Consider the following 24,748-nt stretch of genomic DNA (forward strand, 5'->3'; position numbering starts at 1 on the left):
CTCAGCTAAGCTTTCCTACGAGCTTGGCATAGTCAGAAAACGTCGCTCCTTCGCCCTTCCGGCCCGCGTCGCCGGCCAGCTTCAGCACACGGATCGGAAACAGGATGGCTGCAAGGTTGGCGCCCGACAGCTCATGGTCGTCATCCTCCTCGATCGCCTTTTGCGCTTTGGAGAGTGCGGCATTGATTTCTTCGCGGGTGAGCAATTCCTTCTCGGCGATCGCGTCGCAAATCGAGGCCATCGCCATGATCAAGCCCTTGAGCTGCAGATTGGCAGTATTCATTGAGAACCCCCAGGTAAAGAAGAAGCCTAGTCCGGCTGGACCGGCCGGATCGTGTCGACAGATATCGTACCGTCGAGGACGCCGCGCTTGATATCGCGCCTGTTCCGGTCGATCTCGATCACAGTATAAAGCTTGTCGTCTCGAAATGCGCTGGCATTTGTCGTCGTAACGTCCTCGGCGGGTGCGGCGTCCACTTCCATGAAATCGAGTTCGCGTGCGGCGGCGACGATCCTGGCATCGCCGGGTGTGCGGGCGGCCACCACGATGGTGCCATGGTTCGGGGCGTTATCCCATCTCGGATCGTCGGGCTTGGCGATCGGCTCCAGCCGGTAGATGTTGAGCATTTCGCCGCCGGCTTCCGGCGCCGCTTCCGCAGCGGCATCCTGCATCTGCGCCTGGCTCTCGACTGAGCGCCCGAAGGTGGTTGCGCTGGTCGCGTTGTTGATCTCGTCCTTGCCTGTTCTTGAGACGTTCGACATGTCGCTCTCCTTGTCAGGACGGAAACGACGGCCGGCCGGAAACTGTTCCCGCGCAGGCCAAGTTTGACCGTTGACGTTGGATTAGGCCTATCGCTGCAACCCTGCGGCACACCCATACCCTTTTTCCAGTCGCGCACTAATTATCTTCGTTCGAACAGGGGGGATTCCGTGAGCACGCAAACCAGTGAGATTTCGCGCGACGAGGCTGCGGCCGAGAGCCTCAACGGGCACGACCACAAAACCATGGCCTTTGACGATGCCAGCGCCCTTCTGGAGGTGCTGGTTGCCGTCAGGCGCGGCGACTTTTCCGTGCGCATGCGCTCCGATCTGACCGGCGTCACCGGCAAGGTCGCCGATGCGCTGAACGACATCATCGCCGCCAATCAGCGCATGGCCCAGCAGCTCGAACATGTCGGCCAAGTGGTCGGCCGGGATGGGCGCACGAGCACCCGCGTGCGCTTCGGCCTCTCCGACGGTTCCTGGTCGGAGATGGAAGGGTCGATCAACGGCCTGATCGACGACCTCCTCTGGCCGACGACGGCAGTCACCCGCACGATCACCGCCGTCGCCAAGGGCGACTTGTTGCAGACCGTGCCGCTCGATGTCGACGGGCGGGCGCTGAAGGGCGAGTTCCTGCGCTCGGCCGATATCGTCAATACGATGATCAAGCAACTGAGCGTCTTCACCTCTGAAGTGACCCGCGTCGCCCGCGAAGTCGGCACCGACGGCAAGCTCGGCGGCCAGGCGCAGGTGCCGGAGGTGACGGGCGTCTGGAAGGACCTGACCGAAAGCGTCAACTCGATGGCGTCGAACCTGACGGCGCAGGTGCGCAACATCGCCGAAGTGACGATCGCGGTCGCCAATGGCGACCTTTCCAAGAAGATCACCGTCGACGTGCGCGGCGAAATCCTGCAGCTGAAGGAAGCGATCAACACTATGGTCGACCAGTTGCGTTCGTTCGCTTCGGAAGTGACGCGCGTGGCGCGCGAGGTCGGCACCGAAGGCAAGCTCGGCGGGCAGGCGCTGGTGCCGGGTGTGGCCGGCACCTGGAAGGACCTGACTGACTCCGTTAACGCCATGTGCGGCAACTTGACGGCGCAGGTCCGCAACATCGCGCAAGTGACAACGGCCGTGGCGCGCGGCGACCTCTCGCGCAAGATCACCGTCGACGTTTCCGGCGAAATCCTTGAACTGAAGGAGACCATCAACACGATGGTCGACCAGCTGAACGGCTTTGCCGGCGAGGTGACGCGCGTGGCGCGCGAGGTCGGCACGGAAGGCCGGCTCGGCGGCCAGGCGCAGGTGCCCGGCGTTGCCGGCACCTGGAAAGACCTGACCGACAACGTCAATTCCATGGCCTCCAACCTGACGGCACAGGTGCGCAACATCGCCGAAGTCTCGACCGCGATCGCCAATGGCGACCTGTCGAAGAAGATCACGGTGACGGTGTCGGGCGAAATCCTCGAACTGAAGGAGACCATCAACACGATGGTCGACCAGTTGAACGCCTTCGCCTCGGAAGTGACGCGTGTGGCGCGTGAAGTCGGCACGGAAGGCCGGCTCGGCGGCCAGGCGAACGTGCGCGGCGTCGCCGGCACCTGGAAGGACTTGACCGAGAACGTCAACTCGATGGGCGGCAACCTGACGGCGCAGGTGCGCAATATCGCCGAAGTTTCGACCGCCATCGCCAATGGCGACCTGTCGAAGAAGATCACCGTCGACGTGAAGGGCGAGATCCTGGAACTGAAGGAAACCATCAATACGATGGTGGACCAGTTGAATGCCTTCGCCTCGGAAGTCACCCGCGTCGCCCGCGAAGTCGGTACGGAAGGCCGGCTCGGCGGCCAGGCCAATGTCCGCGGCGTGGCCGGCACCTGGAAGGATCTGACCGATAGCGTCAACTCCATGGCCTCCAACCTGACCGGCCAGGTGCGCAACATCGCCGAAGTCGCGACCGCGGTCGCCCAGGGGGACCTGTCCAAGAAAATCACCGTCACCGTCTCGGGGGAAATCCTGGAGCTGAAGGAAACCATCAACACGATGGTCGATCAGCTGAACGGCTTTGCCGGCGAGGTGACGCGCGTGGCGCGCGAGGTCGGCACGGAAGGCCGGCTCGGCGGCCAGGCGAACGTGCTCGGCGTCGCCGGCACCTGGAAGGACCTGACCGACAGCGTCAACTCCATGGCCGGCAACCTGACGGCGCAGGTGCGCAATATCGCCGAGGTCTCGACCGCCATCGCCAATGGCGACTTGTCGAAGAAGATCACCGTGTCGGTCTCGGGCGAAATCCTGGAGCTCAAGGAAACGCTGAACACCATGGTGGACCAGCTGAACCGCTTCGCCTCGGAAGTGACGCGCGTGGCGCGCGAAGTCGGCACCGAAGGCAAGCTCGGCGGCCAGGCGCAGGTGCCAGGCGTCGCGGGCACCTGGAAGGACCTGACCGAAAACGTCAACTCCATGGCCTCCAACCTCACCGGCCAGGTGCGCAACATCGCCGAAGTGACGACCGCCGTGGCGCGCGGCGACCTGTCGCGCAAGATCACCGTCGACGTGAAGGGGGAAATCCTCGAACTGAAGAACACCATCAACACGATGGTGGATCAGCTCAACGCCTTTGCCGGTGAAGTGACGCGCGTTGCCCGCGAAGTCGGCACCGAGGGCAAGCTCGGCGGTCAGGCGCAGGTCTCCGGCGTCGCCGGCACCTGGAAGGACCTGACCGACAGCGTCAATTCCATGGCCGGCAACCTGACGGCGCAGGTGCGCAACATCGCCGAAGTGGCGACCGCGATCGCCAATGGCGACCTGTCGCGCAAGATCACGGTCGACGTGCGCGGCGAAATCCTGCTGTTGAAGGACACCTTGAACACCATGGTCGATCAGCTCCGTTCCTTCGCCGGCGAAGTGACGCGCGTGGCCCGCGAAGTCGGCACCGACGGCAGGCTCGGCGGCCAGGCCGTCGTTCCGGGCGTCGCCGGCACCTGGAAGGACTTGACCGACAACGTCAACCTGCTCGCCGCCAATCTGACGACCCAGGTGCGCAATATCGCCGAAGTGACCACCGCCGTGGCGCGCGGCGACCTGTCGCGCAAGATCACCGTCGACGTGAAGGGGGAAATCCTCGAACTGAAGAACACCATCAACACGATGGTGGATCAGCTGAATGCCTTTGCCGGCGAAGTGACGCGCGTGGCGCGCGAAGTCGGTACCGAAGGCAAGCTCGGCGGCCAGGCGCAGGTGCCAGGTGTTGCCGGCACCTGGAAGGATCTGACCGACACCGTCAACGTCATGGCCGCCAATCTGACCGAGCAGGTGCGCGGCATCGTCAAGGTGGTGACGGCGGTGGCGAACGGCGACCTCAAGCAGAACCTGACCGTCGCCTCCAAGGGCGAGGTGGCCGCACTCGCCGAAACCATCAACAACATGACCAACACGCTCGCGACCTTCGCCGATCAGGTGACGACGGTGGCCCGCGAGGTGGGCGTCGAAGGCCGGCTCGGCGGCCAGGCGAATGTTCCCGGCACCGCGGGAACGTGGAAGGACCTGACCGGCAACGTCAACCTGCTGGCGGCGAACCTGACGACACAGGTGCGCGCCATCGCCGAAGTGGCGACCGCCGTCACCAAGGGCGACCTGACGCGCTCGATCAAGGTCGATGCGCGCGGCGAAGTGGCCGAGCTCAAGGACAACATCAACACGATGATCGACAATTTGCGTCTGACGACGGAGCGCAACACCGAGCAGGACTGGCTGAAGACGAACCTCGCGCGCTTCACCAACATGCTGCAGGGCCAGCGCGACCTGACGCTGGTCGGCAAGATGATGCTGTCGGAACTGGCGCCGCTGGTCGGCGCCCATCAGGGCGTCATCTACCAGGTCGATGCCGACGAGAGCCAGCCGTTCCTGTCGCTGCTGTCGGTCTATGCGCAAGGCGTCGAGGCGGCACACCCGCTCCGGCTCGACTTCGGTCAGGGCCTCGTCGGCCAATGCGCGAGCGACGCCCGCCGCATCCTCGTGACCGATCTTCCCGACAACGTCGTCCCGATCAGCTCCGGCGTGTTCACGACCCTGCCCAGAAGTGCGATCGTGCTGCCGGTGCATTTCGAGGGCCAGGTGAAGGCGGTGATCGAGCTCGCCTCGGCCGGCGAATTCACCGAGCTGCAGCTCTCCTTCCTCGATCAGTTGACCACATCGATCGGCATCGTGCTGAACTCGATCGAAGCGACCATGCAGACCGAAGGCCTGCTCAAGCAGTCCCAGCAGCTCGCCGCCGAGCTGCAGACGCAGCAGCGCGAGCTGCAGCAGACCAACGAACAGCTCGGCCAGAAGGCGCAGCAGCTGGAAGAGCGCAACGTCGAAGTCGAGGCGAAGAACCAGGAGATCGAGCAGGCGCGGCGCGCGCTCGAGGAAAAGGCGACCGAGCTCGCGCTGACATCGAAATACAAATCGGAATTCCTCGCCAACATGTCGCATGAGTTGCGCACGCCGCTGAATTCCATCCTTATCCTCGGCCAGCAGCTCGGGGAAAACCCTGACGGCAACCTGTCGGCAAAGCAGGTCGAGTTCGCAAAGACGATCCACGGCGCCGGCACCGATCTGCTCAACCTCATCAGCGACATCCTCGACCTGTCGAAGATCGAGTCCGGCACGGTCTCGGTCGATGCCGAGGAGATCTTTGTCAGCAACCTGCTCGAGGTCATGGCGCGCCCCTTCCGCCACGAGGCCGAAAACCGCAATCTCTCCTTCGCGGTCGAGGTCGGCGCCGATGTGACGAAGAGCATCATTACAGATTCCAAGCGGTTGCAGCAGATTCTTAAGAACTTGCTGTCGAACGCCTTCAAGTTCACCGCGCAGGGCGGTGTCACGCTGCGCGTCGCATCGGTGACGAGCGGCTGGTCGCCGGATCATCTTTCGCTCAGGCACGCGCCTTCGGTGATCGCCTTCGAAGTGGTCGATACCGGCATCGGCATACCGCCCGAGAAGCAGCGCATCATCTTCGAGGCGTTCCAGCAGGCGGATGCCTCGACCAGCCGCAAATATGGCGGCACCGGCCTTGGTCTGGCGATCAGCCGCGAGCTGGCGAACCTGCTGGGCGGCGAGATCCAGCTGCGCAGCACGCCGGGTGTCGGCAGCACCTTCGTGCTCTACCTGCCGCTCACCTATGTCGGCGCCGGCGCTGTGGTGCCAAAGTCGGCTCCGGCGGCGGCAAACGTCGTCGAATTCGCCGAAGCGGCTGCCCGCCGTGCCGAAAAGCCCGCCGAACACGTTGCGGACGATCGCCACCGGATAGAGGCGGGCGACTCCGTGCTGCTCGTCGTTGAGGACGATGCGCATTACGCCCGGGTGCTGGTCGATCTCGCCCGGGACAACGGCTTCAAGGTGCTGGTCGCGATGCGCGGCAGCGATGCGCTTGTTCTCGCGCAGGATTACAAGCCGTCGGCGATCTCGCTCGATATTTTCCTGCCCGACATGCTCGGCTGGACGGTGCTGAGCCAGCTGAAGCAAAACCCGCAGACGCGGCACATTCCCGTCCAGATCATCAGCCTTGATGAAGACCGCCAGCATGGGCTGACCCGCGGCGCCTTCGCCTTCATGAGCAAGCCGACGACGCCGGAAGGGCTCGGCAAGGCGCTGTCGCGGCTGAAGGCCTATGCCGAGCCGCGCCGCAAGCAGCTGCTGCTGGTGGAGGATAACGAGGCCGAGCGCATGAGCGTCACCGCCCTTCTCGGGCACGACGACATCGACATCACGAGTGTCGGATCCGGTTCGGAGGCGCTTGCCGCACTCCGCCAGGGCTCCGCCGATTGCGTCGTGCTCGACCTCACGCTGCCTGACATGTCCGGCTTCGAAGTGCTGGAGCAGATCCGCGACGACGAAGAGATCGCCGAGGTGCCGGTGGTCGTCTTCACCGGCCGCGAGCTTTCCCCCGAGGAAGACGCGACGCTGCACAGCATGGCGCGCAGCGTCGTGGTGAAGGGCGTGGAGTCGCCCGAACGTCTGCTCGATGAAACGGCGCTCTTCCTGCACAGGGTCGTCGCGGACCTGCCGGCGGCCAAGCAGGCGACGCTGCAGGAGCTGCACAGCTCGGACGAGGATCTCGTCGGCGAAACCGTGCTGCTCGTCGATGACGATGCCCGCAATATCTTCGCTCTCAGCAGCGTTCTCGAACGCCGCGGCATGAAGGTGCTGACCGCCACCACCGGCAGCGAGGCTATCGACGTCATCAACAACGAGCCCTCCGTCGCCATCGTGCTGATGGACATCATGATGCCCGGCATGGACGGCTATGAGACGATGCAGGTCATCCGCTCGGAGCCGCGTTTCCGGCGGCTGCCAATCCTGGCGCTGACGGCCAAGGCGATGAAGGGGGACCGCGAGAAATGCCTGGAGGCGGGCGCGTCGGATTACCTGGCGAAACCCGTCAATACCGAGCAGCTCCTGTCAGCGCTTCGAATGTGGCTGCATCGCTGAGGGCCCGGCCATGAACCCCGTCAACATCCTTCTCGTCGACGACCAGCCGGCTAAGCTTCTAAGCTATGAGGTCATTCTCGAAGAACTCGAGGAAAACCTCATCAAGGCGCAGTCGGCCCGCGAAGCCTTCGAGCACCTGCTGCGCACCGAAATTGCCGTCATCCTGGTCGATGTCTGCATGCCCGAACAGGATGGTTTCGAGCTTGTCAGCATGATCCGGCAGCACCCGCGCTACCAGAACACGCCGATCATCTTCGTTTCCGCCGTGATGCTGGCCGAACCAGACCGGCTACGCGGCTATGCCGTCGGCGCGGTCGATTACGTCTCCGTTCCGATCGTGCCCGAGGTGCTGCGCGCCAAGGTCAGGGTCTTTGCCGATCTCTACCGGAAGACGCGCGAGCTCGAACGCCTGAATGCCGATCTGGAGGCAAGGGTGCTCCAGCGCACGGCCGAGCTCGAATCCTCGGCGGCGCAACTGCGTCAGCTCAACGAGGAGCTCGAGCATCGCATCGACCAGCGGACGCGCGAGCGCGAAGAGGCGCTGGCCCAGCTCTTCGAGGCGCAGAAGCTCGATACGATCGGCCATCTCACGGGCGGCGTCGCGCACGACTTCAACAATCTGCTGATGGCGGTTCTCGGCAGCCTCAGCCTGCTTAAAAAGCGGCTGCCTCCCGACGAGCGCAGCGAACGGCTGGTGACGAACGCGATCCAGGCGGCCGAGCGCGGCACGGCGCTGACCCAGCGCCTGCTTGCCTTCGCACGTCGCCAGGAACTCAAGCCACAGGCTGTCGATTTCCTCCGGCTGTTCGAAAATGTCGAGGATCTTCTCGCCAAGGCCGTAGGCCCCAGAATCGAAATCCTCAAGCACATCCCCGCGGATCTGCCGCCGCTGCTGATCGACAACAATCAGCTGGAACTGGCGCTGCTCAATCTCTTCGTGAATGCGCGGGATGCGCTGGAAAACGGCGGCGCCGTTACCGTCGCGGCGGCCGAGGCCAAAGAGCCGCCTTTGCCCGGTCTTGCCGGCGGCAACTACATCAGGATATCGGTGTCAGATAACGGTGAAGGCATGGACGAGGCGACCGTCTCGCGCGCCGCCGAACCATTCTTTACCACCAAGGGTGTCGGCAAAGGCACCGGTCTCGGCCTGTCGATGGTGCACGGGCTGGCGGCCCAATCCGGCGGTTCGCTCCAGATAACGAGCACCCCGGGAAAGGGCACGACCGTCTCCCTGTGGCTGCCCGTCGCCGAGGCCTTCGCCAAGGCGCAGCCCGTCGCCGAACCGCCGGCAGAAGAACCGCTGAAACCGGTATCGAGAACCCTTTCCATTCTGGTCGTCGACGACGACGCCCTCGTCCGGACGGGAACAGTCGCCATGCTGGAGGATCTCGGCCATCTGCCGCGGGAAGCCTCTTCCGCGTCCGAGGCGCTGGAATTCCTGGCCGACGGCAAGGATTGCGATCTCGTCATCACCGACCATGCCATGCCGGGCATGACCGGCGCCGAGCTTGCGCGCCATCTTCGCTCGTCCTCTCCCGGCCTGCCCGTCATCCTCGCCTCGGGTTATGCCGAGCTTTCCGAGGACAATGGGCTCGGCCGGATGCTCAGGATGACGAAGCCCTTCACTCAGGAACAGCTTCAGGCGGCGATGGATCAGGCGCTTTCGGGCAAGGTCGCGGCGGCTTGAGGGTTGAAGCATGGGCGTGTTTCGCGGCCGGTCTAACTCTCGCCGCTTTCAAACTGCTGCCCGGCGTAGAGGATGCGCAGGACGACAACTTCGGCGGCGTCAACTACGAATGCGACGCTTACCCGACGCTCAAAGCCGACAATACGCAATCCTGGTCTGACATCATCATGAATGCTGCCACGTTCGGGATATGTCGCGAATTCATCCACAAAGCTCTTGATACGGGTCACGTAATTGCGGGCGACGACGGAAGATGCGGATTTGCTGCTGACGAAACGATAAATGCGCGCCAAATCCAACTCCGCCTCATCGGTGAGGCGGATGTGATAGCGCTTCATCAATCTTCTTCCCGATCGATCTCGTCCATGCGTGCTTCGAGCCGCTTCCAGACTTCATCGAGAGGCTTTGCCTTGGTCGGATCGGCCTTGTGAGCATCATAGGTGGCCGCGACTTCGGTTCGCAGCCAGTGCTCCACGGCGTTTTCGCGTTCCTGCAACGCCCGAAGCCCCTCGCGTATGACTTCGCTCTCCGAGGCGTAATCACCATCGGCCACCCGCTGCTTGACGCGCTTCGCCATTTCCATCGGCAACGTAATGCTCATCTGCTGCGTCGAACGCATATTGATTGCACTCCTGTCTCTGGCAGTCTTATAGCATTCGATAGGATAAAATCCTACTCTCCATGGCGAGAAATCCAACTCTCATTGTCGGATATGGGCATCTGCGCGCGGTAGCGCTTCACTGCCGTCGCCGCGAAACCTTTTGCTCCTCCAAAAGTTACCCAAATCCCATCCCGTTTCATCAAAGGCTCTCCCTTGACCCAAACGACGTTCGGACCTGATTTCACCGAAGAGGGCATTCTGTTTCGCCTCTGGGCGCCGTTGCATGAAAGCGTGTCGTTGAAGATGGAAGGTGCCGACCCGCGCCCGATGCATGCGGCAGGGGACGGCTGGCATCGCTGCACGGCTTCGGACGCCCGTGCCGGTACGCGCTACCGCTTCGTTCTGCCGGATGGACTGGAAATTCCCGATCCCGCTTCGCGGTTCCAGCCTGAGGACGTGCATGGGCCGAGCGAAGTGGTCGATCTCTCCGCCTATCGCTGGAAGACGAACGACTGGACGGGCCGGCCCTGGGAAGAGATGGTCCTCTATGAGCTGCATATCGGCTGCTTTACGCCGGAGGGCACTTTCAGGGCTGCGATCGAGCGGCTCGATCATCTCCGTGAACTCGGCGTCACGGCTTTGCAGATCATGCCGCTCAGCGATTTTCCCGGCCGTTACAGCTGGGGCTATGACGGCGTGCTGCCCTATGCCCCCGACAGCAGCTATGGGCGGCCGGAGGATCTCATGGCGTTGGTGGATGCGGCGCATGAGCGCGGCATCAGTGTTTTTCTCGACGTCGTCTACAATCACTTCGGGCCTGACGGGAATTACATCCCTTGCTACGCGCCGCTCTTTACCGATCACCACAAGACGCCCTGGGGCAACGGCATCAATTACGATGGCGATCGATCCGAGATGATCCGCGAATTCGTCATCGGGAACGCCATTTACTGGCTCACCGAATTCAGGCTCGACGGATTCCGCTTCGACGCCGTCCACGCCATCAAGGATGACAGCAAAGAGCATCTTCTCCACGCGCTTGCGCGGCGCGTCAGGGCCGCAGCTGGCGGCCGGCACGTACACCTGATCGTCGAAAACGAGGAGAACGACAGCGACCTCCTGACGCGTGAGGAAAAGGGCGAAGCGCGGCTTTTCACCGCGCAGTGGAACGACGACGTGCATCATGTGCTCCACATCGCCGCCACCGGCGAGACCTTCGGCTACTATGCCGACTACGCCGGTGACGGGGAGAAGCTCGGCCGGGCCCTGGCGGAAGGCTTCGTGTTTCAAGGCGAACATATGCCCTATCGCGGCGGAAGCCGGGGCAGGCCGAGCGGCCATCTGCCGCCAACCGCCTTCGTGTCCTTCATCCAGAATCACGATCAGATCGGCAACCGCGCGCTTGGCGACCGCATCATGGCTTCCAGCCCGGTCGATGCCGTCAAGGCGGTCACTTCAATCTATCTGTTGTCGCCCGAGATACCGATGCTGTTCATGGGCGAGGAGTGGGGTGCGCGTGAGCCTTTTCCATATTTCTGCGATTTCGACGAGGACCTGAATGAGAAGGTCAGGAAAGGCCGGCGTGAAGAACTGTCGCGCCTGCCGGGCTTCGATGCCGCGGACCTTCTCGATCCGACGGCGCCCTCGACCTTCGCGGCCGGCAAGCTCGACTGGTCGAAACGCGCTTCCTCCGAGGTTCTCGATTTCTACCGGAAGCTTCTCGATCTGCGCCGCCACAGGATCATCCCCTTGCTGAAAGGCGCCGGCGATGCGGTCTACCGCTCGGCGGGCACCGCCGTGGCGGTGGATTGGACGCTCGCCGGCAACAGCCGCCTTCATCTGCGCGCCAACCTCGGCAATGAGGCGGCATCACTTGGTAGCAAGCGTGAAGACGGCGAGACGATCTTCCGTCTCGGCCGCAGCGACGACGGCGAACTCGCGCCCTGGACGGTGATCTGGAGCATCAGCGAGGCATGAGGGATGGCATGAGGTGATGGAAGCATGAGATCCGCAGAGTTCGATAGGCTTGCCCGCCGGCACGGCATTAGCCCGACCAGGCCGAGCCCCGAAAATCGCGAGGTGGCGATCTCCAACGAGGCTAAGCGCAAGATATTGTCCGCCTTGAAGGTCGATCTATCTTCAACCGCCCGGGCAGAAGCCGGCGCTTTGCCGCCGGAGGCGGACAGGAAGATCCCAACGTCCTTTCTGCCGGATTTCCTTGTCGGCACGCGGGTTTGGGGGATTGCCCTGCAGCTCTATGAACTGCGTTCTGACCGCAACTGGGGGATCGGAGATTTCGAGGATCTTGCCGCTATGGCGGATCTCGCGGGATCGCTAGGGGCGGATTTCATCGGCCTCAACCCGCTTCATGCGCCGCTCCTCGCCGATCCCGAACGCTGCAGCCCCTACGAGCCTTCGAACCGTCAGCACCTGAACACGCTCTATATCGCAGTAGACCGGGTGCCGGGTTTTGCCGGCAATGCCGAGCTCGAAGCTCAACTGAAGAGGCTTCGCCGGACGGATCTTGTCGACTACGCCGGGGTCGCAAGAACGAAGCTTCGAGCCCTGCGCTCGCTCTGGCCGGTCTGGCAGGTGCAGGCCAAGCCGGACAAGAACTATCGTCCTGCTGATTTCGCAGCTTTCGTGGAGCAGGGCGGCGAGAGCCTGCGGCGGCACGCGCTTTTCGACTGCCTGTCGCTGTCCATGGTCGAGCGCGGCGCAGGCGCCGGCTGGCAGGCATGGCCGGCCGACTTTCAGCGTTTCGACAGTGCCGCCGTCACCGCCTTCGAGCGCCAACACACCGACGATGTCCGCTTCCACATGTGGCTGCAGTGGCTCGCGCACCGGCAGTTGCTGCAGGCGGCGGAGCGGGCGGAGAAGGCCGGCCTGCGGCTTGGTCTCTATCTCGATCTTGCCGTCGGCGAGGCTATCGACGGTTCGGCGACATGGAGCGAGCCCGACGTCTATCTATCCGATGCCACCATCGGCAGTCCGCCCGACCCCTTCGCCGTGGACGGACAGGACTGGCACCTTGCCGGCTTCCTGCCTTCCACCATCGCTGCGGGAGACGCGTCGCCCTACCGGCGCATGGTGAGCGCCGCCATGCGTTATGCCGGTGCGATCCGTATCGATCATGCGCCGGCAATCCGGCGTCTCTTCCTGGTGCCGCTCGGCAGCCGACCGGAAGACGGCGCCTATGTCAGCTATCCCCAGCATCGGCTGCTAGAGATCCTCTCCGAGGCCTCAACCGAGCATCGCTGCCTCGTCATCGGCGAAGCGCTCGGAATGATCCCGGCTGACTTGCCGGATGATCTGGAGGCGGCTCACATCCTTTCCTATCGCATCCTTTCCTATGAACAGGATGAAAAGGGCTTCAAGCCTGCAGACGCCTATCCCCCTCTCGCTTTGGCCTGTATCTCGACGCATGACCACCAGACCCTTGCCGGCTGGTGGCGTGCTGCCGACATTGATGACCGGCGCGACCATGGTATCGTGCCGCCGAATCTCACCGCAAAACATCTCGAAAATCGCAGGCGCGAGCGCAGACACTTGAAGGCCGCACTGAAGGCGGCCGGTCTTGACGTGCCGGCGGGGCTCACCGCAAGGGCAAGCCGGGAGACGCTGCGGAAACTCACCGTCAGCGCCTATCGCTTCATTGCCAGAACCCCTTCTCTGCTCGTGGCCGTCCGCCTTGCCGACCTCACCGACGAGAAGAAGCCGACCAATATTCCGGGCACCAGCGACAGTTACCCGAACTGGAAGCCGAAGCTGTCGGTTTCGCTGGAGGAGATGAGATCAAGCCCGCTTATGGAGCGCGTCACGGAGGCGATGCGGGACGAAAGGCCGCAAAATCGAGCGGGGAGGGAACGAACGGACGGCCGGCGGATTCTGAATAGGTAAGGATAAGGATCGCCGAGATGAAATCGAAGAAAAAGCTGGTCGAAGTTGCCGTGGATACGGAGGAGGGACGGGTGCCGCTGGGCATCATGAACGCCAAGCAGGCGCTTGCGCTTCCCGACGATCTCGATCTCGAAGTGTCGCATCCCGATCATGAGCCGGGCAACACCGATCATTTCATCCAAAAGAAAGAGTTGCGCCGGCACCTGGAGAAATCCCGGGAGCGCTCAGGCTAGCCTCCGCTGTGGCGGATTTGCCGTCGGGGCGGAACCTCCGTTGATCTGGATTGTTTGACTCGACAAACCGAAGGAGAAAATCATGGCACATGCCGACCGGAAACATATGGGCGCTGGCGCGAAGGGGAAAGGCGACGGCAGCGGGGCGATGACCAACCTCAACGACGAAAAACTTCCCGAGAATATGGTCCTTTCGAACCGGGACAAGACGCAGCATTCCAAGGAGCGCGGCCTCGACGGCAAGACGGTCCAGACCGAGCAATATTCCGATCACAGCTCCAATCGAAATCCCAAATGAAGAGGCAAACGAGGAGCCCAATAAGGAGAAGGTGATGAGCAGCAGATTACCCCCCGTTCCCGCCGACAATGTCAGCCAAAAGGGTACAGGCAAGCCGGCGAAGACGAAGGCAGAGGATGCCGCCATGGCAGGCGGCGATGAAAGCCCCGACAAGAAGGGCCAGCAGGGAAACACCAAGATTAACACCACCCACCAGGGTTACCAGCAGGACAGGTAGGAGGTATCGATGTCCACTTCGAAAAAGAGCCCGTCGACCATCCGCCAGGGCGGCCCGGGCGCATCGCATGAAAACGCCAAGGCTCCGCTCGAAATACCAAAGCCGCCGGCCGAGCCGGATCGGCGCACGCGAAGCAAGGTCTCCGGTGGCGGCGGCGAGCATGATCGCCATCACACCCACGATGCACGAGAAAAGTGAGGGACAGAAAAGGCGGCGGAACCTGATCGGCAGAAGGTGTCAGGTCCGTCGCATTACGTCACCAACATGATGGAACACTGACCATGACGACCGCATTCATTGTCCTTGCACTCGCTCTTATCCTCATCTTCGCCGGCCCGACCCTGCTCTACATCTGCGTCGGCTATGCCGACTATATGCTGGAACGGCGCAGGCATTTGCTAGCAGTCAAACACGCCGTAAGGCGTCGCAGCGACGAGCGTTAGCTCCCGCGAGCGGACAGACAGATCACGCCATGCATGGGATGCCGACGCCCTCGGCTGACACAGCCGTTGGTGCAGCAGATCTGAGAGACCACGATGCCAGTTAGTGGATCGACTGCGAGGTCGGTGCGTTGATCTTGAGAAGATCCGGCGCGGGAAACATCTCGAGCAGCCCTGCCGTCAGAGCCTCGACATCCGTCGTGCCGTCGTTGAAAAGCTGAATGGCGGCGCTACAGAGGATCTGGCTGTCATGTTCGCCCACCTTGATGCCGAAATGGCGATACCAACTCATGACAGCCAGCGAAAGGCAACGGAAGTCCCGGGGCTGTATCGGCTTTTCGAAAATCGTCATCACGCCACCACCATGCCTGTAAACCTGATAGGCTCTTCTTCATCTTCCACGATAGCTGACGCTTTGAAGGGCGCCAGACCGCTCGTGGGTTTAGTGCGCTTGCGCACAAACCAATCAAGCGAGCACGCCGGCGGCGATGGCGGCCTGGATGAAACGCTGGCGGGCCAATTCCGCGCTTCCGCGTCTGCGAAGCGCATCGACGCAACGCCGCTTCGCTTCGACATAGCCGCCGCCCCGCACGGTTGCCCAGCTGTTGTTCAGGGCATCGAGCGCAGCGTCGGGGCCTTCTATACGCTGACGCTGGCTCTGGCCGGTGCGGATGAACACCGGGTATCGCCATACCAGGTGGAAATCGACCTCGATAATGTCAGCCATGGCGCGATCCGCGGCGATCTCGATCGGCATGCTCCCGGTTTCGGAAACTGCGCTGCCGGGCCGGCCGGCTTCCTCCGAAGAGCAGCCAGCGGCGCGATGCTTCGTGGTTCATGTGGCTTCTCCTTTGCCGCCGAACTACGCCCTCGCCCGGTTGTTCCGGCCAGGAAGCCGGGTCTTACTTGTCACAGCTGAATTCCGGAACAAATATCCCTTGCTGCCTGTTACTTTAGCCAGGAACGGCCGACGCCGAAGCAGCGGGAGGGTTCGATGAAGCGGAGCATGGGACTGGTCCTCGCCATTGCGCTGGCAGGCTGCACGGCCAGCACGGGCATCTATTCGTCCGCGGGTCTGGAACCGATCCCGGGCAGCATCACTTATAACGGCCAGCCGCGCACGAAATTGACCAAATCGCCGGTAGGGTCTTCCTTTCCGCACAGCTTCACCGACCAATGGGGACGGCAGGTCGAGGAGATCTATATCATCCGGCCCGACCGCACCTTGCTGATCGCCGAGCGTCATTACCGGCCGGTCTTCTCGCTCGACGATGACTAAAGCGCGTCGCGATTCTGGATTCGCTCGTTGCGCTTTCTTTGTTTTACGCATGTCGTTATCGCAAGACCGCCGAACACTTTTGCGCGACATGCTCTAAGCCCGCCGCACAGAAAGGAGAGACGATCATGCCGCGCCGCAAAAACACCGAAACGACGACCCTCGACACCAGTGGAGCCAGGATTGGCGAGCCGGTGCCGAAAGCCATCATCGACACGAACACTGCCTCCGTCGGCGTTCCCAGGCAGCCTGATTATGATCCGCAAGAAGATTTGAGCGCCTTGCGAAAGCAGATCGACGCGCTTCAGCAGCAGGTCCTGGATATCGCCCGCTCGGCCAAAGGCGGCGCCGGAAAAGCCGTGCGTCAGACAGAAGCGGCGGTGAAGCTTTATCCGGTAACGACGGTTCTGCTCGTTGCGGCGGCCGCCGGCGCGCTCGTCCTTGCCGGCCGCAGCGCCTCCGCGCCGCGTCATCGCTACCATTCCCCGCTGGACGAGCTCCGGGATCTCTACCACGCGCTTCGCGAGCGCGTCTGACAAGATTTCAGGATTGTCATCCCCTCGATTATATCGGACGCTTCGTCATCCAATCGGGGGGAAGCCATGCACGACATCATCATACGAAGCGGCCTCGATATCGTTGGGCGAACGGAGCGCATGATCGAGACGGCCAAGCAGCTATTATACAACGGCAGCCTCGACGAGGTCGAGCTCTGCGAACTCGACTACGAGATCGAACGGCTGAAGGCCGTGGTCTTCGCCGCGGACGAAGCCATTCGCTCGCTCGCGCGTACGGCCGAATGCCGGCCGCAGGCTGGCTGGTTCCACGGGCCGCACGGTACGTTGCATTAAGGGTCTGGCCGCCTTCGCAGCCGGTGCTTCACGAGCCAGGTCCGCGCGGGGCTTTCACGCTCCGATCTGCATGTCACGCTGATGTCACGCGACCATAGCAACAATATGTGCTTCATAGGCACGATAGGCTGAGGCCGGGGGGCTTTCGGCCCGATTGCGGGAGCGCGCCGTTCCTGCAGTTGATCGGTCAATTGGTCGAAGACGGTCGAGTGGGGCACGCTGCGGGTATGTGCTGTTTTCGACGCCGGGTCATTGTTTCGCTGGGGCATCGCGATGAGCAGGAAGACATCAGGGCAGGAATCTCAGCCCAACGAATTCATCTTTCCCGTTCACACCCGGACAATCGCGCAGATTCGCTACGATGTTCACAGCCAGCTGATGACGGTGATCTATCACGATGGCCGCACGCGCACGACAGCCGGCATACAGGGCCCGGCGATGCTGAGGCTTATCGCCCAGCAGCCGCTGGAACGCTCTCCTTTCCTGCTGCAGACGGTTATTTGACGCGTCAGGATCGGCCTTTCGAATATTAAATGATCAGCGACGGTGCATCCATTTCGGGCGCGCCGCGTTCATCCATGACAGCAAGGTCCATGGAGGGAACGCCGATGACTTTTCCATCGCCGAAAGCCGAAGCGCCCGCGCAACGCTTCCAAGAGGCGACCGCTGCTGCGCGAACCGCATTGGAACAACTGATCGCAGAAGCCAATGAAGCCGGATGGGGAACCGAGGAAATTTCGGTGGCGCTCTTCGAGGCGGCGCGGTTCCTGAACGAGGCAAACAGAAAAGATCCCGATCCGGCCGACGATCCAGCCATCAGCGATACGCCTGCAAAGGAGCAGATCGGCCATGGCGAACTCTACGATTAGAGCGGGATGAGATTGCGCATCCCTTCGCGACTGAAGCCGGCAGCCTCTGCCGTAAACACCTTCGTCCGGGGGGAAACCACGTTCGGCGCTGCCGACTCGCCGCGTCGGATTCATGCGGCTTTGTCGAAATGTACATAATAGTCGTTAAAACAACCATCATAGAATATTTTAATGACACATATGTACATTTTGCTTGTCCGGCGGACAGGGTTTCGCTATAAGGTCTCTACCGAAACATTGGGTGACCCACAGACGATCGCATGCGCTACCCGTCTCATCTGCTCGCTTGCGGGTTTAGCGGGAGGGGCCGGGGTGGTGCGCGCGGTGAACGAGGTCTCTCCATTCAATGAGCGCCCGTGAAGAGGCGAGTTTTTAGGCAGGACTCTGCGGCACCCTGTCTTTTCCACGGCCGCAAAAACAGAGGGAACGAGAATGAGGAAATTGCTTGCATCAACATGTCTTCTGGTCGGCTTCGCGGGGTTATATGCGCCTGCGTCCGCCGCCGAATGCGGCACGGTCGTCCTGACGGTGCATAACGTTCAGAGCGCCGAAGTGCTGACCTACGTCGACAAGTTCATCCTGGAAAACGGATATGGCTGCACGGTCGAGACCGTTCCCGGCGATACCGTGCCGACGACGACATCGATGGTGGAAAAGGGCGAACCCGACGTTTCCTCGGAGACCTGGGTGGATCTCCTGCCTGAGATCGTTCCACGCGGCCTGAAGGAAGGCAAGATCGTATTCGGCGCGCCGGCGCTGCCGGATGGCGGCGTGCAGGGCTGGTGGATTCCGAAATATCTGGCCGACGCCCATCCCGATATCAAGACGGTCGACGATGCGCTGAAGCATCCCGAACTCTTTCCCGATCCTGAAGATTCCAGCAAGGGCGTCATCTTCAACGGCGCACAGGGCTGGGGGCGCGACCGTCGTGACGGCGCAGCTCTACAAAGCATACAAGGCCGCGGACAAGGGCTTCAACCTGCTCGACCCCGGTTCGGCCGCCGGCCTCGACGGCGCGATCGCCAAGGCCTATGAGCGCAAGGAAGGCTTCATCACCTATTACTGGGCGCCGACCGCATTGCTCGGCAAGTACCAGATGGTGATGCTGCAGAGCGCCGCCCCGCACGATGCGGCCGAATGGAAGCGCTGCATTACCAACCTGGATTGCCCGGATCCGAAGGTCTCCGCCTGGCCCGTCGACAAGGTCTACACGGTGCTGACGAAGGAGTTCGCGGATCGCGCCACGCCTGAGGTGCTCGCCTATTTCAATACGCGCGGCTGGAGCAACGACACGGTCGGTAAGCTGATGGCGTGGCAGACCGAAAACCAGGCCGACGGCGAGGTTGGCGCCAAGCACTTCCTGCAGGAAAACAAGGATCTCTGGACGAAGTGGGTTCCGGCCGACATCGCCCAGAAGGTCGAAGCTGCCTTCTGATGGAGGAGGCCTGTGCCGCCTTGCGGCGCATGCCGGCTTGAGAAGATGACCGGACAGGTCGAGCGCGAGATCGCCCGGCCTGTCCGGTCACATGCTTTTGACGGAATGGAAACGCGCCTTTTCCAGAAGTCGGGCATGCGCGGAATGAGCCACATCGCAAAAGACGTCGCTGCGCGAGCCGCCCGGGTCGGCACCGTCACCGGCCGATCGTCGCGACGGAGCCGCGTATCACCAGGCGCGTAGCGACCTGCAGACGCTCGACGGCAAGAGGGGCTCGCTCGATGCGGGCGACCAGGCGCTCGCCGGCGAGCTTGCCCATCTCGTAGACGCGCTGGTCGACGATGGTGATCGGCGGAACGGTGACGCTGGTCCAATCGGCATCCAGGAAAGAAATCATCGAGACGTCGTTCGGGATCGAAAGCCCAAGCGACTGCAGCGACTTGAAGATCCTGAGTCCGACGAGGCTGTCCGATGCCAAGAGCGCCGTCGGCGATGACGCGTCCTGAAGCAGGCTTTTGATCACGCCGTCCGTCTGCCGCTGGTCCGTAGCGCCGAGCCTGACATAATGAAGCGGGTTCGGCAGGCCCGCCTCAGTGAGGACGCTGACAAAACCCTCGACGCGTTCGCGTACCGCCGAATTCGAGATCCGTCCGATGTCGGTCAGCCCGCCATCTTCCGCTTCCATGGCCGAGACATAGGCGAGCCGGCGATGGCCCTGTCCGATCAGATATCGGGTGGCGGTGATTGCGGCGTCGCGATCGTCGCCGGTCACGGCGTCGGCGTCGAGTTCCGGAATGCTGCGGTCGAACAGCACCAGGGGCACGCCGGCGCGGCGAACCTGTTGCAGATGCTCCATGCTGTCGCAGCGGGCGGGTGTAACGATCAGCCCGTCGACGCGTTTGCCGATCAGCAGGTCGACCGCCGATTTTTCCGCTCCGAGTTCTTCCCCGGAATTGGCGATGATGACGTTGAAGCCGGCAAGGCGGGCCGCATCGGTGATGCCGCGCACGGCGAGGCTGAAGAAGGCATTCTCGATATCCCCGACCACGACCCCGATGATGCCGGACCGTCCGGTGCTCATGCTGCGGGCGAGCTCGTTCGGGCGGTATTCGAGGGCGGCGGCAGCCGCCATCACCTCGTCCCTGATCTTGTCGCTGACGACGCCATAGCCGCCGAGCACGCGGGCGGCCGTCGCCTTTGAGACGCGCGCCGCCTTCGCGACGTCGGCGACCGTGACGGAACGTTTCGGAGCAGCGGAATCTTCCATGAGGCAGCACTACAAGAGTTGTTGACGGCCGGTCAATTGACAGATATCAAATATGTCGTGAGACCGGTCTCTTTATAAAGGAGACCGGTATCTTGTCCAGATGCTTTGCCGGAAATAGGCAAGGCAGGGCAAATCCGAATGCCGATAAGAGCATCCCTTTGGAGCGGAGAACGACCATGAAGCCTTTTCCATCTTTCGCAGCGATCGCGGCACCCGTGCGGGCCGGCTTTCTGACATGCCTCCTGGCAATGGGAGCCGGATCCGTGGCCGCGGCCGAAAATCCCTATGATCTCATCGAGCCCGGCACGATCAGCGTCGGCACGATGGGCGATGCCAAACCCTATACCTTCGCGACGGCGGACGGGCAGTTCACCGGTTTCGATATCGAGTTCTTCCTCAACGTCGTCTCCCGTATCGGCTTCCCCAAGGATAAGGTGACGTTTACCGGCCAGGAATTTTCAGCCCTGCTGCCATCCGTCGCAAACGAACGGTTCGACGTGGCCGTCGCGGCGATCGGAACCACCGAAGCCCGCAAAAAGACCGTCGATTTTTCCGACGGTTATCTCGCCGGCTACCTCTCCGTGCTGACGCCGGATGCGGCGATCAAGGATGCGGATGGATTGAAGGGCAAGCGTCTCGGCGTCGTCCAGGGAACCCTTCAGGAAGTCTATGCTGCCAAGAATTTCGGCGAGACCGATCTGGTGAAATTCCCCGACAACAATTCCGCCGTCGCCGCGCTCAACAACGGCACGATCGACGCGCATTTCCTCGATTACGAGGCCGCCAAGCAATATGGAGAGCGCTATCCCGCGCTGAAGGTCGCGGTAAACATCCCGTCCTTCGATGCGCCGGCGGGCTTCGTGATCCGCAAGGGCAATGACGCCTTCCGCACGGCCCTGAACGGCGCGCTTCACGAGGCGATGCAGGACGGCACCTGGAAGACCCTTTACGAGAAATGGTTCCCGGGCTCGCCGATGCCGGACCAATATCTTCCCAAGAAGTGAGGCCGCTCGCCGTCCGCTGACGACGGCTGACCCTTGCCGGCTGCGTGTCCGGCAAGGGCTTCGATGGGGATTGCAATGAACTGGCTTGAAAATTTGCGCCGCAGCTTCCTCGATTGGGAAGCGATGGCCGAAGTATTGCCGAGCATGATCAGCGTCGGCCTGAAGAATACGCTGATCCTGGCGGCCGCCTCGACCGTGCTCGGCGTCGTCATCGGCATGGTGCTGGCGGTCATGGGCATCTCCCAATCCCGCTGGCTGCGGCTGCCGGCGCGCATCTATACAGATATCTTCCGCGGGCTGCCGGCGATCGTCACCATCCTGATCATCGGCCAGGGCTTTGCCCGGATCGGACGGGACATTTTCGGCCCGTCGCCGTTTCCGCTCGGCATCCTGGCGCTCAGCCTGATCGCCGGCGCCTATATCGGCGAAATCTTCCGCTCGGGCATCCAGAGCGTCGAGCGCGGCCAGATGGAGGCCTGCCGGGCGCTCAGCATGAGTTACGGGCAGGGCATGCGCCTGATCGTCATCCCGCAGGGTATCAGGCGCGTTCTGCCGGCGCTGGTCAATCAGTTCATCGGCAACGTCAAGGATTCGAGCCTCGTCTATTTCCTGGGTCTGCTTGCCTCCGAGCGGGAGATCTTCCGCGTCGGTCAGGATCAGGCCGTCGTCACCGGCAATCTGTCGCCGCTGCTGCTGGCGGGCGTCTTCTACCTCGTCATCACCGTGCCGCTGACCCACTTGGTCAATTTCATCGATGCGCGGCTGCGGCTGGGAAAACAGGGGCATGGCTCCGGGGCTGCGAGCGGATTGGTCGAGGTGAGCGAGCTGCAGGCCGCCGCCGAACCCGCTGCCGCCGACGGGCCGCGTTTCAAGGGCGGGGCGCTCGGCATCCGCGATCTCAGCATGGCTTACGGCGAACTCGACGTGCTCAAGGGCATCGATCTCGACATCGCGCCGGGCAGCGTCACCTGCATCATCGGCCCGTCCGGCTCGGGCAAGTCGACGCTGCTGCGCTGCCTGAACAGGCTGGTCGAACCGAAGGGCGGCGACATCCTGCTCGATGGCGACAGCATCCTCGCCATGAAGCCGGAAAAGCTGCGCCGGCGCGTCGGCATGGTGTTCCAGCATTTCAACCTGTTTCCCGATCACACCGCGCTCGAGAATGTCATGCTGTCGCTGACCAAGATCAAGAAGATGCCGAGGCAGGAGGCGCGGCGCATCGCCGAGGCGCGCCTGGCCGAGGTTGGGCTCGCCGCACGCAGGGATCATCGTCCGTCAGGCCTGTCGGGCGGGCAGCAGCAGCGCGTCGCCATCGCCCGCGCGCTCGCCATGGATCCCGAGATCATCCTCTTCGACGAAGTGACGAGCGCGCTCGATCCCGAACTGGTGAAGGGCGTTCTCGATCTGATGGCGGCGCTCGGCCGCCAGGGCATGACCATGGTCGTGGTGACCCATGAGATGGGATTTGCCCGCCGCGTGGCCGACCAGGTGGTGTTCATGGACGAGGGCCGGATCGTCGAGGCGGGCTCGCCGCAGGATATTTTCGACAATCCGAAAAGCGAGCGGCTGCAGCGCTTCCTCGCGGAAGTCCTCTGAGACGGCCCCACGCGCCTGATTTCGTTCCAGTGAAGCAAGAGCAGGAAACAAGGTTATCGACATGAATGCTTCCCCCAAACCTTCGAAGGTCGTCATCATCGGCGGCGGCATATTCGGCGTCTCGACAGCGGTCCATCTCGCCCGACTGGGGATCGCCACCGTGCTCGTCAATGACGGGCCGCTTGCCAACGGCGCTTCCGGCCGCTCGCTCGCCTGGCTCAATTCGGCGCGCAAACGCTCCGATGCCTATCACCGGCTGCGTCTTGCCGGCATTGATCGCTATCGCACGCTCGCCGTCCGATATCCCGATGCACCCTGGCTGCGCTTCGAAGGCGGCCTGACCTGGGATGCGGATGACGCCAGCAACGAGATCGCCGAGATCGTCGATTATGAGCATGCGCTCGGATACCATGCGCTATGGCTCTCCCCTGATGAGATCGCCGGGACCACACCGGGCGTCGACGCGAGCGTCGTGACGCCGCAAGGCGCGATCTTCAACCCGGGGGAGGGATGGGTCGACCTTCCCTCGCTGATCGGCATTCTTGCGGAGGAATTCCGTGTCCTCGGCGGCGAGATCGTCACGGATGCCGGACGCGCGACGGTCGATGTCGAAGGTGCGCGCGTCTGCGGTGTGACCGCCGCGGACGGCCGGCGCTGGGAGGCGGAGTCCGTCTTGCTTGCCGCGGGCGGCGCCGTTCCCCAGATCGTGGCCGGGGTCGGCGAGACGATCGAGGACGCGACGCCGGTCGCCCTTCTCGTCAGGACCAAGCCGGTCCGCCACCCGCTGAAAGCTGTGCTCAACACGCCCCGCGTCGCCATCCGGCCGACACCCAATGGCGGTTTCGCGCTCGATTCCGCCTGGTCGGAGGAAGAGGTCGGCATCAAGGCGGACGGCAGCTATGACGTCAGGCAATCGACGCTGGACGGGTTGCTGCGCGAGGCTTCGAAGGTTCTCGAAGGCAACCCCGCGCTCGAAATCGAGGATTACGGCGTCGGCCCCAAGCCTATTCCCGGCGATGGCGAGCCTGTTTTCGGCGAACTGCCGTCGATCTGGGGTTATTTCGTCGCCTTCAGCCATAGCGGCGCGACGCTCGGCCTGATTGCCGGCGAATTGCTGGCTGACGAGATCGCCACCGGACGCCGTCACCCGCTGCTGGCGGATTTCCGGCCGGAACGTTTCAGCCCGCAGGAGTGATGAAATCGTCTTCTGCCGGCGGAAGGGATCAATTTCGGCCATCGGGCGTTCTGCCGTGAGGAAACATGGGAGACGCATCATGTTCAAGAACGAACCCGCCGGTCCGAACGACAGGCTCGATGCCGCCGGCATCCCGCTGGCCGATAGGGGAGAGGCCGACATCAATCCTGACCTCGTCAGGCGCGAAGGTTTTGCGAGCGAGGCCGAATACCGTGCCTATCTCGCGACGCTCGGCCAGGATGTCCCGTTCGAAGCCTATGTCGTGGAAACCGTCGAGATCTCCGAAGGGCATGCTCTGGACGGGCGTCTGCGGGAGCTGCGGGAAGAGCTCGAAAATCTCAGGGCCAGGCTCCATGTGATCAGGGAGCAGACCACAACCGTCGTTGCGGAAAACGTCCGATGGGCCGATGCCAGCGCGCATGCGCAGCTCGGCGACCGGCCATGGCTCAAGCTGGCGGGTGCGATGGCGGCGGCATTCGTCGCCACGCGCGGCATCAGACGGCTGCCTCTTGGAGCCGTGGCGACCACGGCGCTGCCGCTCGTCGCCGCCGCCTTGAACCGAAAACTCGCGAAGGCGTAACGCCGGGACGTGGGATCGATGCTCAGACAAGAGCTTCGTTCTTACCTTGATTGCGCGGCCATTCGCATT

25 protein-coding genes and 1 pseudogene are annotated in these 24,748 nt (G+C 62.7%); 19 read left to right on the forward strand and 7 right to left on the reverse strand.

Going from position 1 to position 24,748, the window contains the following annotated elements:
* Position 1: 1 nt before the first annotated feature.
* Complete coding sequence (locus ATY77_RS01720) at positions 2-283, reverse strand: hypothetical protein (protein WP_088685804.1); 282 nt, start codon at positions 281-283, stop codon at positions 2-4.
* Between the two features lie 26 nt (positions 284-309).
* A complete protein-coding gene (locus ATY77_RS01725; protein WP_088675706.1) occupies positions 310-762 on the reverse strand; it encodes a hypothetical protein in 453 nt (150 codons plus the stop codon).
* A gap of 168 nt (positions 763-930) precedes the next feature.
* On the opposite strand from ATY77_RS01725, the gene ATY77_RS01730 reads away from it, so the two are divergent.
* Both ATY77_RS01730 and ATY77_RS01735 read left to right on the forward strand, forming a co-directional pair.
* Positions 931-7,230 carry a HAMP domain-containing protein gene (locus ATY77_RS01730; RefSeq protein WP_088685805.1) on the forward strand — a complete coding sequence of 2,100 codons (6,300 nt, stop codon included), beginning with the start codon at positions 931-933 and terminating at the stop codon, positions 7,228-7,230.
* A gap of 10 nt (positions 7,231-7,240) precedes the next feature.
* Positions 7,241-8,917 carry a response regulator gene (locus ATY77_RS01735; RefSeq protein WP_088685806.1) on the forward strand — a complete coding sequence of 559 codons (1,677 nt, stop codon included), beginning with the start codon at positions 7,241-7,243 and terminating at the stop codon, positions 8,915-8,917.
* 32 nt (positions 8,918-8,949) lie between these two features.
* On the opposite strand, the gene ATY77_RS01740 is transcribed toward ATY77_RS01735, so the two are convergent.
* A complete protein-coding gene (locus ATY77_RS01740; protein WP_088685807.1) occupies positions 8,950-9,255 on the reverse strand; it encodes a type II toxin-antitoxin system RelE/ParE family toxin in 306 nt (101 codons plus the stop codon).
* Positions 9,255-9,536, reverse strand: a complete 282-nt coding sequence (locus tag ATY77_RS01745) for a type II toxin-antitoxin system ParD family antitoxin (protein WP_088685808.1) — start codon at positions 9,534-9,536, stop codon at positions 9,255-9,257. The genes ATY77_RS01740 and ATY77_RS01745 overlap by 1 nt, the downstream gene beginning before the upstream one ends.
* 195 nt (positions 9,537-9,731) lie before the next feature.
* Here ATY77_RS01745 and treZ point away from each other — a divergent pair, with 195 nt between their 5' ends.
* The 7 genes from treZ to ATY77_RS32735 all read left to right on the forward strand — a co-directional run bounded on the left by treZ (position 9,732) and on the right by ATY77_RS32735 (position 14,609).
* Positions 9,732-11,495, forward strand: coding sequence for a malto-oligosyltrehalose trehalohydrolase (treZ, locus tag ATY77_RS01750; protein WP_088685809.1), 1,764 nt, complete (start codon positions 9,732-9,734; stop codon positions 11,493-11,495).
* A 24-nt stretch (positions 11,496-11,519) separates the two neighbouring features.
* Positions 11,520-13,418 (forward strand): 4-alpha-glucanotransferase, encoded by a 1,899-nt coding sequence (gene malQ, locus ATY77_RS01755; protein ID WP_088685810.1) that lies wholly within the window; start codon positions 11,520-11,522, stop codon positions 13,416-13,418.
* A 17-nt stretch (positions 13,419-13,435) separates the two neighbouring features.
* Entirely contained in the window at positions 13,436-13,651 is a 216-nt protein-coding gene (locus ATY77_RS01760) for a hypothetical protein (RefSeq protein WP_088675713.1), read from the forward strand.
* A gap of 82 nt (positions 13,652-13,733) precedes the next feature.
* On the forward strand, positions 13,734-13,949 hold the full coding sequence (locus ATY77_RS01765; protein ID WP_088685811.1) for a hypothetical protein: 216 nt from the start codon (positions 13,734-13,736) through the stop codon (positions 13,947-13,949).
* Positions 13,950-13,983: 34 nt separating this feature from the next.
* On the forward strand, positions 13,984-14,166 hold the full coding sequence (locus ATY77_RS01770) for a hypothetical protein (protein WP_088685812.1): 183 nt from the start codon (positions 13,984-13,986) through the stop codon (positions 14,164-14,166).
* Positions 14,167-14,175: 9 nt separating this feature from the next.
* Entirely contained in the window at positions 14,176-14,364 is a 189-nt protein-coding gene (locus ATY77_RS01775) for a hypothetical protein (RefSeq protein WP_088685813.1), read from the forward strand.
* Between the two features lie 83 nt (positions 14,365-14,447).
* Positions 14,448-14,609, forward strand: coding sequence for a hypothetical protein (locus tag ATY77_RS32735; RefSeq protein ID WP_190237562.1), 162 nt, complete (start codon positions 14,448-14,450; stop codon positions 14,607-14,609).
* A gap of 100 nt (positions 14,610-14,709) precedes the next feature.
* On the opposite strand, the gene ATY77_RS01780 is transcribed toward ATY77_RS32735, so the two are convergent.
* Positions 14,710-14,958 carry a hypothetical protein gene (locus tag ATY77_RS01780; RefSeq protein ID WP_088675717.1) on the reverse strand — a complete coding sequence of 83 codons (249 nt, stop codon included), beginning with the start codon at positions 14,956-14,958 and terminating at the stop codon, positions 14,710-14,712.
* A gap of 114 nt (positions 14,959-15,072) precedes the next feature.
* Complete coding sequence (locus ATY77_RS01785; RefSeq protein WP_245309916.1) at positions 15,073-15,363, reverse strand: DUF982 domain-containing protein; 291 nt, start codon at positions 15,361-15,363, stop codon at positions 15,073-15,075.
* A 237-nt stretch (positions 15,364-15,600) separates the two neighbouring features.
* On the opposite strand from ATY77_RS01785, the gene ATY77_RS01790 reads away from it, so the two are divergent.
* The 6 genes and pseudogenes from ATY77_RS01790 to ATY77_RS01815 all read left to right on the forward strand — a co-directional run bounded on the left by ATY77_RS01790 (position 15,601) and on the right by ATY77_RS01815 (position 19,037).
* The gene (locus tag ATY77_RS01790; RefSeq protein ID WP_088685814.1) at positions 15,601-15,885 is read left to right on the forward strand and encodes a hypothetical protein; all 285 of its coding nucleotides are present in this window, start codon (positions 15,601-15,603) and stop codon (positions 15,883-15,885) included.
* 125 nt (positions 15,886-16,010) lie between these two features.
* Positions 16,011-16,418, forward strand: a complete 408-nt coding sequence (locus ATY77_RS01795) for a hypothetical protein (protein ID WP_088685815.1) — start codon at positions 16,011-16,013, stop codon at positions 16,416-16,418.
* Between the two features lie 66 nt (positions 16,419-16,484).
* Positions 16,485-16,733 (forward strand): hypothetical protein, encoded by a 249-nt coding sequence (locus tag ATY77_RS01800; protein WP_088685816.1) that lies wholly within the window; start codon positions 16,485-16,487, stop codon positions 16,731-16,733.
* Between the two features lie 273 nt (positions 16,734-17,006).
* The gene (locus tag ATY77_RS01805) at positions 17,007-17,237 is read left to right on the forward strand and encodes a hypothetical protein (protein ID WP_088685817.1); all 231 of its coding nucleotides are present in this window, start codon (positions 17,007-17,009) and stop codon (positions 17,235-17,237) included.
* A 104-nt stretch (positions 17,238-17,341) separates the two neighbouring features.
* Positions 17,342-17,602: a hypothetical protein gene (locus ATY77_RS01810; RefSeq protein WP_088686236.1), complete on the forward strand. Its 261-nt coding sequence runs from the start codon at positions 17,342-17,344 to the stop codon at positions 17,600-17,602.
* Between the two features lie 432 nt (positions 17,603-18,034).
* Positions 18,035-19,037 (forward strand): annotated as a pseudogene (locus ATY77_RS01815) (glycine betaine ABC transporter substrate-binding protein).
* 196 nt (positions 19,038-19,233) lie between these two features.
* On the opposite strand, the gene ATY77_RS01820 reads toward ATY77_RS01815, so the two are convergent.
* Complete coding sequence (locus ATY77_RS01820) at positions 19,234-20,304, reverse strand: LacI family DNA-binding transcriptional regulator (RefSeq protein WP_088685818.1); 1,071 nt, start codon at positions 20,302-20,304, stop codon at positions 19,234-19,236.
* 176 nt (positions 20,305-20,480) lie between these two features.
* On the opposite strand from ATY77_RS01820, the gene ATY77_RS01825 reads away from it, so the two are divergent.
* From ATY77_RS01825 to ATY77_RS01840, 4 genes are all read left to right on the forward strand, one after another.
* Entirely contained in the window at positions 20,481-21,308 is an 828-nt protein-coding gene (locus tag ATY77_RS01825) for an ABC transporter substrate-binding protein (RefSeq protein WP_088685819.1), read from the forward strand.
* Positions 21,309-21,383: 75 nt separating this feature from the next.
* Positions 21,384-22,904, forward strand: coding sequence for an amino acid ABC transporter permease/ATP-binding protein (locus ATY77_RS33375; protein ID WP_088685820.1), 1,521 nt, complete (start codon positions 21,384-21,386; stop codon positions 22,902-22,904).
* Between the two features lie 61 nt (positions 22,905-22,965).
* Positions 22,966-24,099 carry an FAD-binding oxidoreductase gene (locus ATY77_RS01835; RefSeq protein ID WP_088685821.1) on the forward strand — a complete coding sequence of 378 codons (1,134 nt, stop codon included), beginning with the start codon at positions 22,966-22,968 and terminating at the stop codon, positions 24,097-24,099.
* A gap of 79 nt (positions 24,100-24,178) precedes the next feature.
* Positions 24,179-24,679 carry a hypothetical protein gene (locus tag ATY77_RS01840; RefSeq protein WP_088685822.1) on the forward strand — a complete coding sequence of 167 codons (501 nt, stop codon included), beginning with the start codon at positions 24,179-24,181 and terminating at the stop codon, positions 24,677-24,679.
* The last annotated feature ends 69 nt before the right edge of the window (positions 24,680-24,748 follow it).

It is taken from the genome of Rhizobium sp. R634, from assembly GCF_002211305.1.
Lineage (GTDB): Bacteria > Pseudomonadota > Alphaproteobacteria > Rhizobiales > Rhizobiaceae > Rhizobium.

What these genes read in the sequence shown, in the direction of transcription:
- ATY77_RS01795 (WP_088685815.1), top strand. Translation starts at nt 16,011, where the DNA reads ATGCCGCGCCGCAAAAACACCGAAACGACGACCCTCGACACCAGTGGA.
- ATY77_RS01790 (WP_088685814.1), top strand. Translation starts at nt 15,601, where the DNA reads ATGAAGCGGAGCATGGGACTGGTCCTCGCCATTGCGCTGGCAGGCTGC.
- ATY77_RS01825 (WP_088685819.1), top strand. Translation starts at nt 20,481, where the DNA reads ATGAAGCCTTTTCCATCTTTCGCAGCGATCGCGGCACCCGTGCGGGCC.
- ATY77_RS01800 (WP_088685816.1), top strand. Translation starts at nt 16,485, where the DNA reads ATGCACGACATCATCATACGAAGCGGCCTCGATATCGTTGGGCGAACG.
- ATY77_RS01725 (WP_088675706.1), bottom strand. Translation starts at nt 762, where the DNA reads ATGTCGAACGTCTCAAGAACAGGCAAGGACGAGATCAACAACGCGACC.
- ATY77_RS01835 (WP_088685821.1), top strand. Translation starts at nt 22,966, where the DNA reads ATGAATGCTTCCCCCAAACCTTCGAAGGTCGTCATCATCGGCGGCGGC.
- ATY77_RS01735 (WP_088685806.1), top strand. Translation starts at nt 7,241, where the DNA reads ATGAACCCCGTCAACATCCTTCTCGTCGACGACCAGCCGGCTAAGCTT.
- ATY77_RS32735 (WP_190237562.1), top strand. Translation starts at nt 14,448, where the DNA reads ATGACGACCGCATTCATTGTCCTTGCACTCGCTCTTATCCTCATCTTC.
- ATY77_RS01805 (WP_088685817.1), top strand. Translation starts at nt 17,007, where the DNA reads ATGAGCAGGAAGACATCAGGGCAGGAATCTCAGCCCAACGAATTCATC.
- ATY77_RS01840 (WP_088685822.1), top strand. Translation starts at nt 24,179, where the DNA reads ATGTTCAAGAACGAACCCGCCGGTCCGAACGACAGGCTCGATGCCGCC.
- ATY77_RS01740 (WP_088685807.1), bottom strand. Translation starts at nt 9,255, where the DNA reads ATGAAGCGCTATCACATCCGCCTCACCGATGAGGCGGAGTTGGATTTG.
- ATY77_RS01785 (WP_245309916.1), bottom strand. Translation starts at nt 15,363, where the DNA reads ATGCCGATCGAGATCGCCGCGGATCGCGCCATGGCTGACATTATCGAG.
- ATY77_RS01765 (WP_088685811.1), top strand. Translation starts at nt 13,734, where the DNA reads ATGGCACATGCCGACCGGAAACATATGGGCGCTGGCGCGAAGGGGAAA.
- ATY77_RS01780 (WP_088675717.1), bottom strand. Translation starts at nt 14,958, where the DNA reads ATGACGATTTTCGAAAAGCCGATACAGCCCCGGGACTTCCGTTGCCTT.
- ATY77_RS33375 (WP_088685820.1), top strand. Translation starts at nt 21,384, where the DNA reads ATGAACTGGCTTGAAAATTTGCGCCGCAGCTTCCTCGATTGGGAAGCG.
- ATY77_RS01810 (WP_088686236.1), top strand. Translation starts at nt 17,342, where the DNA reads ATGACTTTTCCATCGCCGAAAGCCGAAGCGCCCGCGCAACGCTTCCAA.
- ATY77_RS01820 (WP_088685818.1), bottom strand. Translation starts at nt 20,304, where the DNA reads ATGGAAGATTCCGCTGCTCCGAAACGTTCCGTCACGGTCGCCGACGTC.
- malQ (WP_088685810.1), top strand. Translation starts at nt 11,520, where the DNA reads ATGAGATCCGCAGAGTTCGATAGGCTTGCCCGCCGGCACGGCATTAGC.
- ATY77_RS01745 (WP_088685808.1), bottom strand. Translation starts at nt 9,536, where the DNA reads ATGCGTTCGACGCAGCAGATGAGCATTACGTTGCCGATGGAAATGGCG.
- ATY77_RS01775 (WP_088685813.1), top strand. Translation starts at nt 14,176, where the DNA reads ATGTCCACTTCGAAAAAGAGCCCGTCGACCATCCGCCAGGGCGGCCCG.
- ATY77_RS01760 (WP_088675713.1), top strand. Translation starts at nt 13,436, where the DNA reads ATGAAATCGAAGAAAAAGCTGGTCGAAGTTGCCGTGGATACGGAGGAG.
- ATY77_RS01770 (WP_088685812.1), top strand. Translation starts at nt 13,984, where the DNA reads ATGAGCAGCAGATTACCCCCCGTTCCCGCCGACAATGTCAGCCAAAAG.
- ATY77_RS01720 (WP_088685804.1), bottom strand. Translation starts at nt 283, where the DNA reads ATGAATACTGCCAATCTGCAGCTCAAGGGCTTGATCATGGCGATGGCC.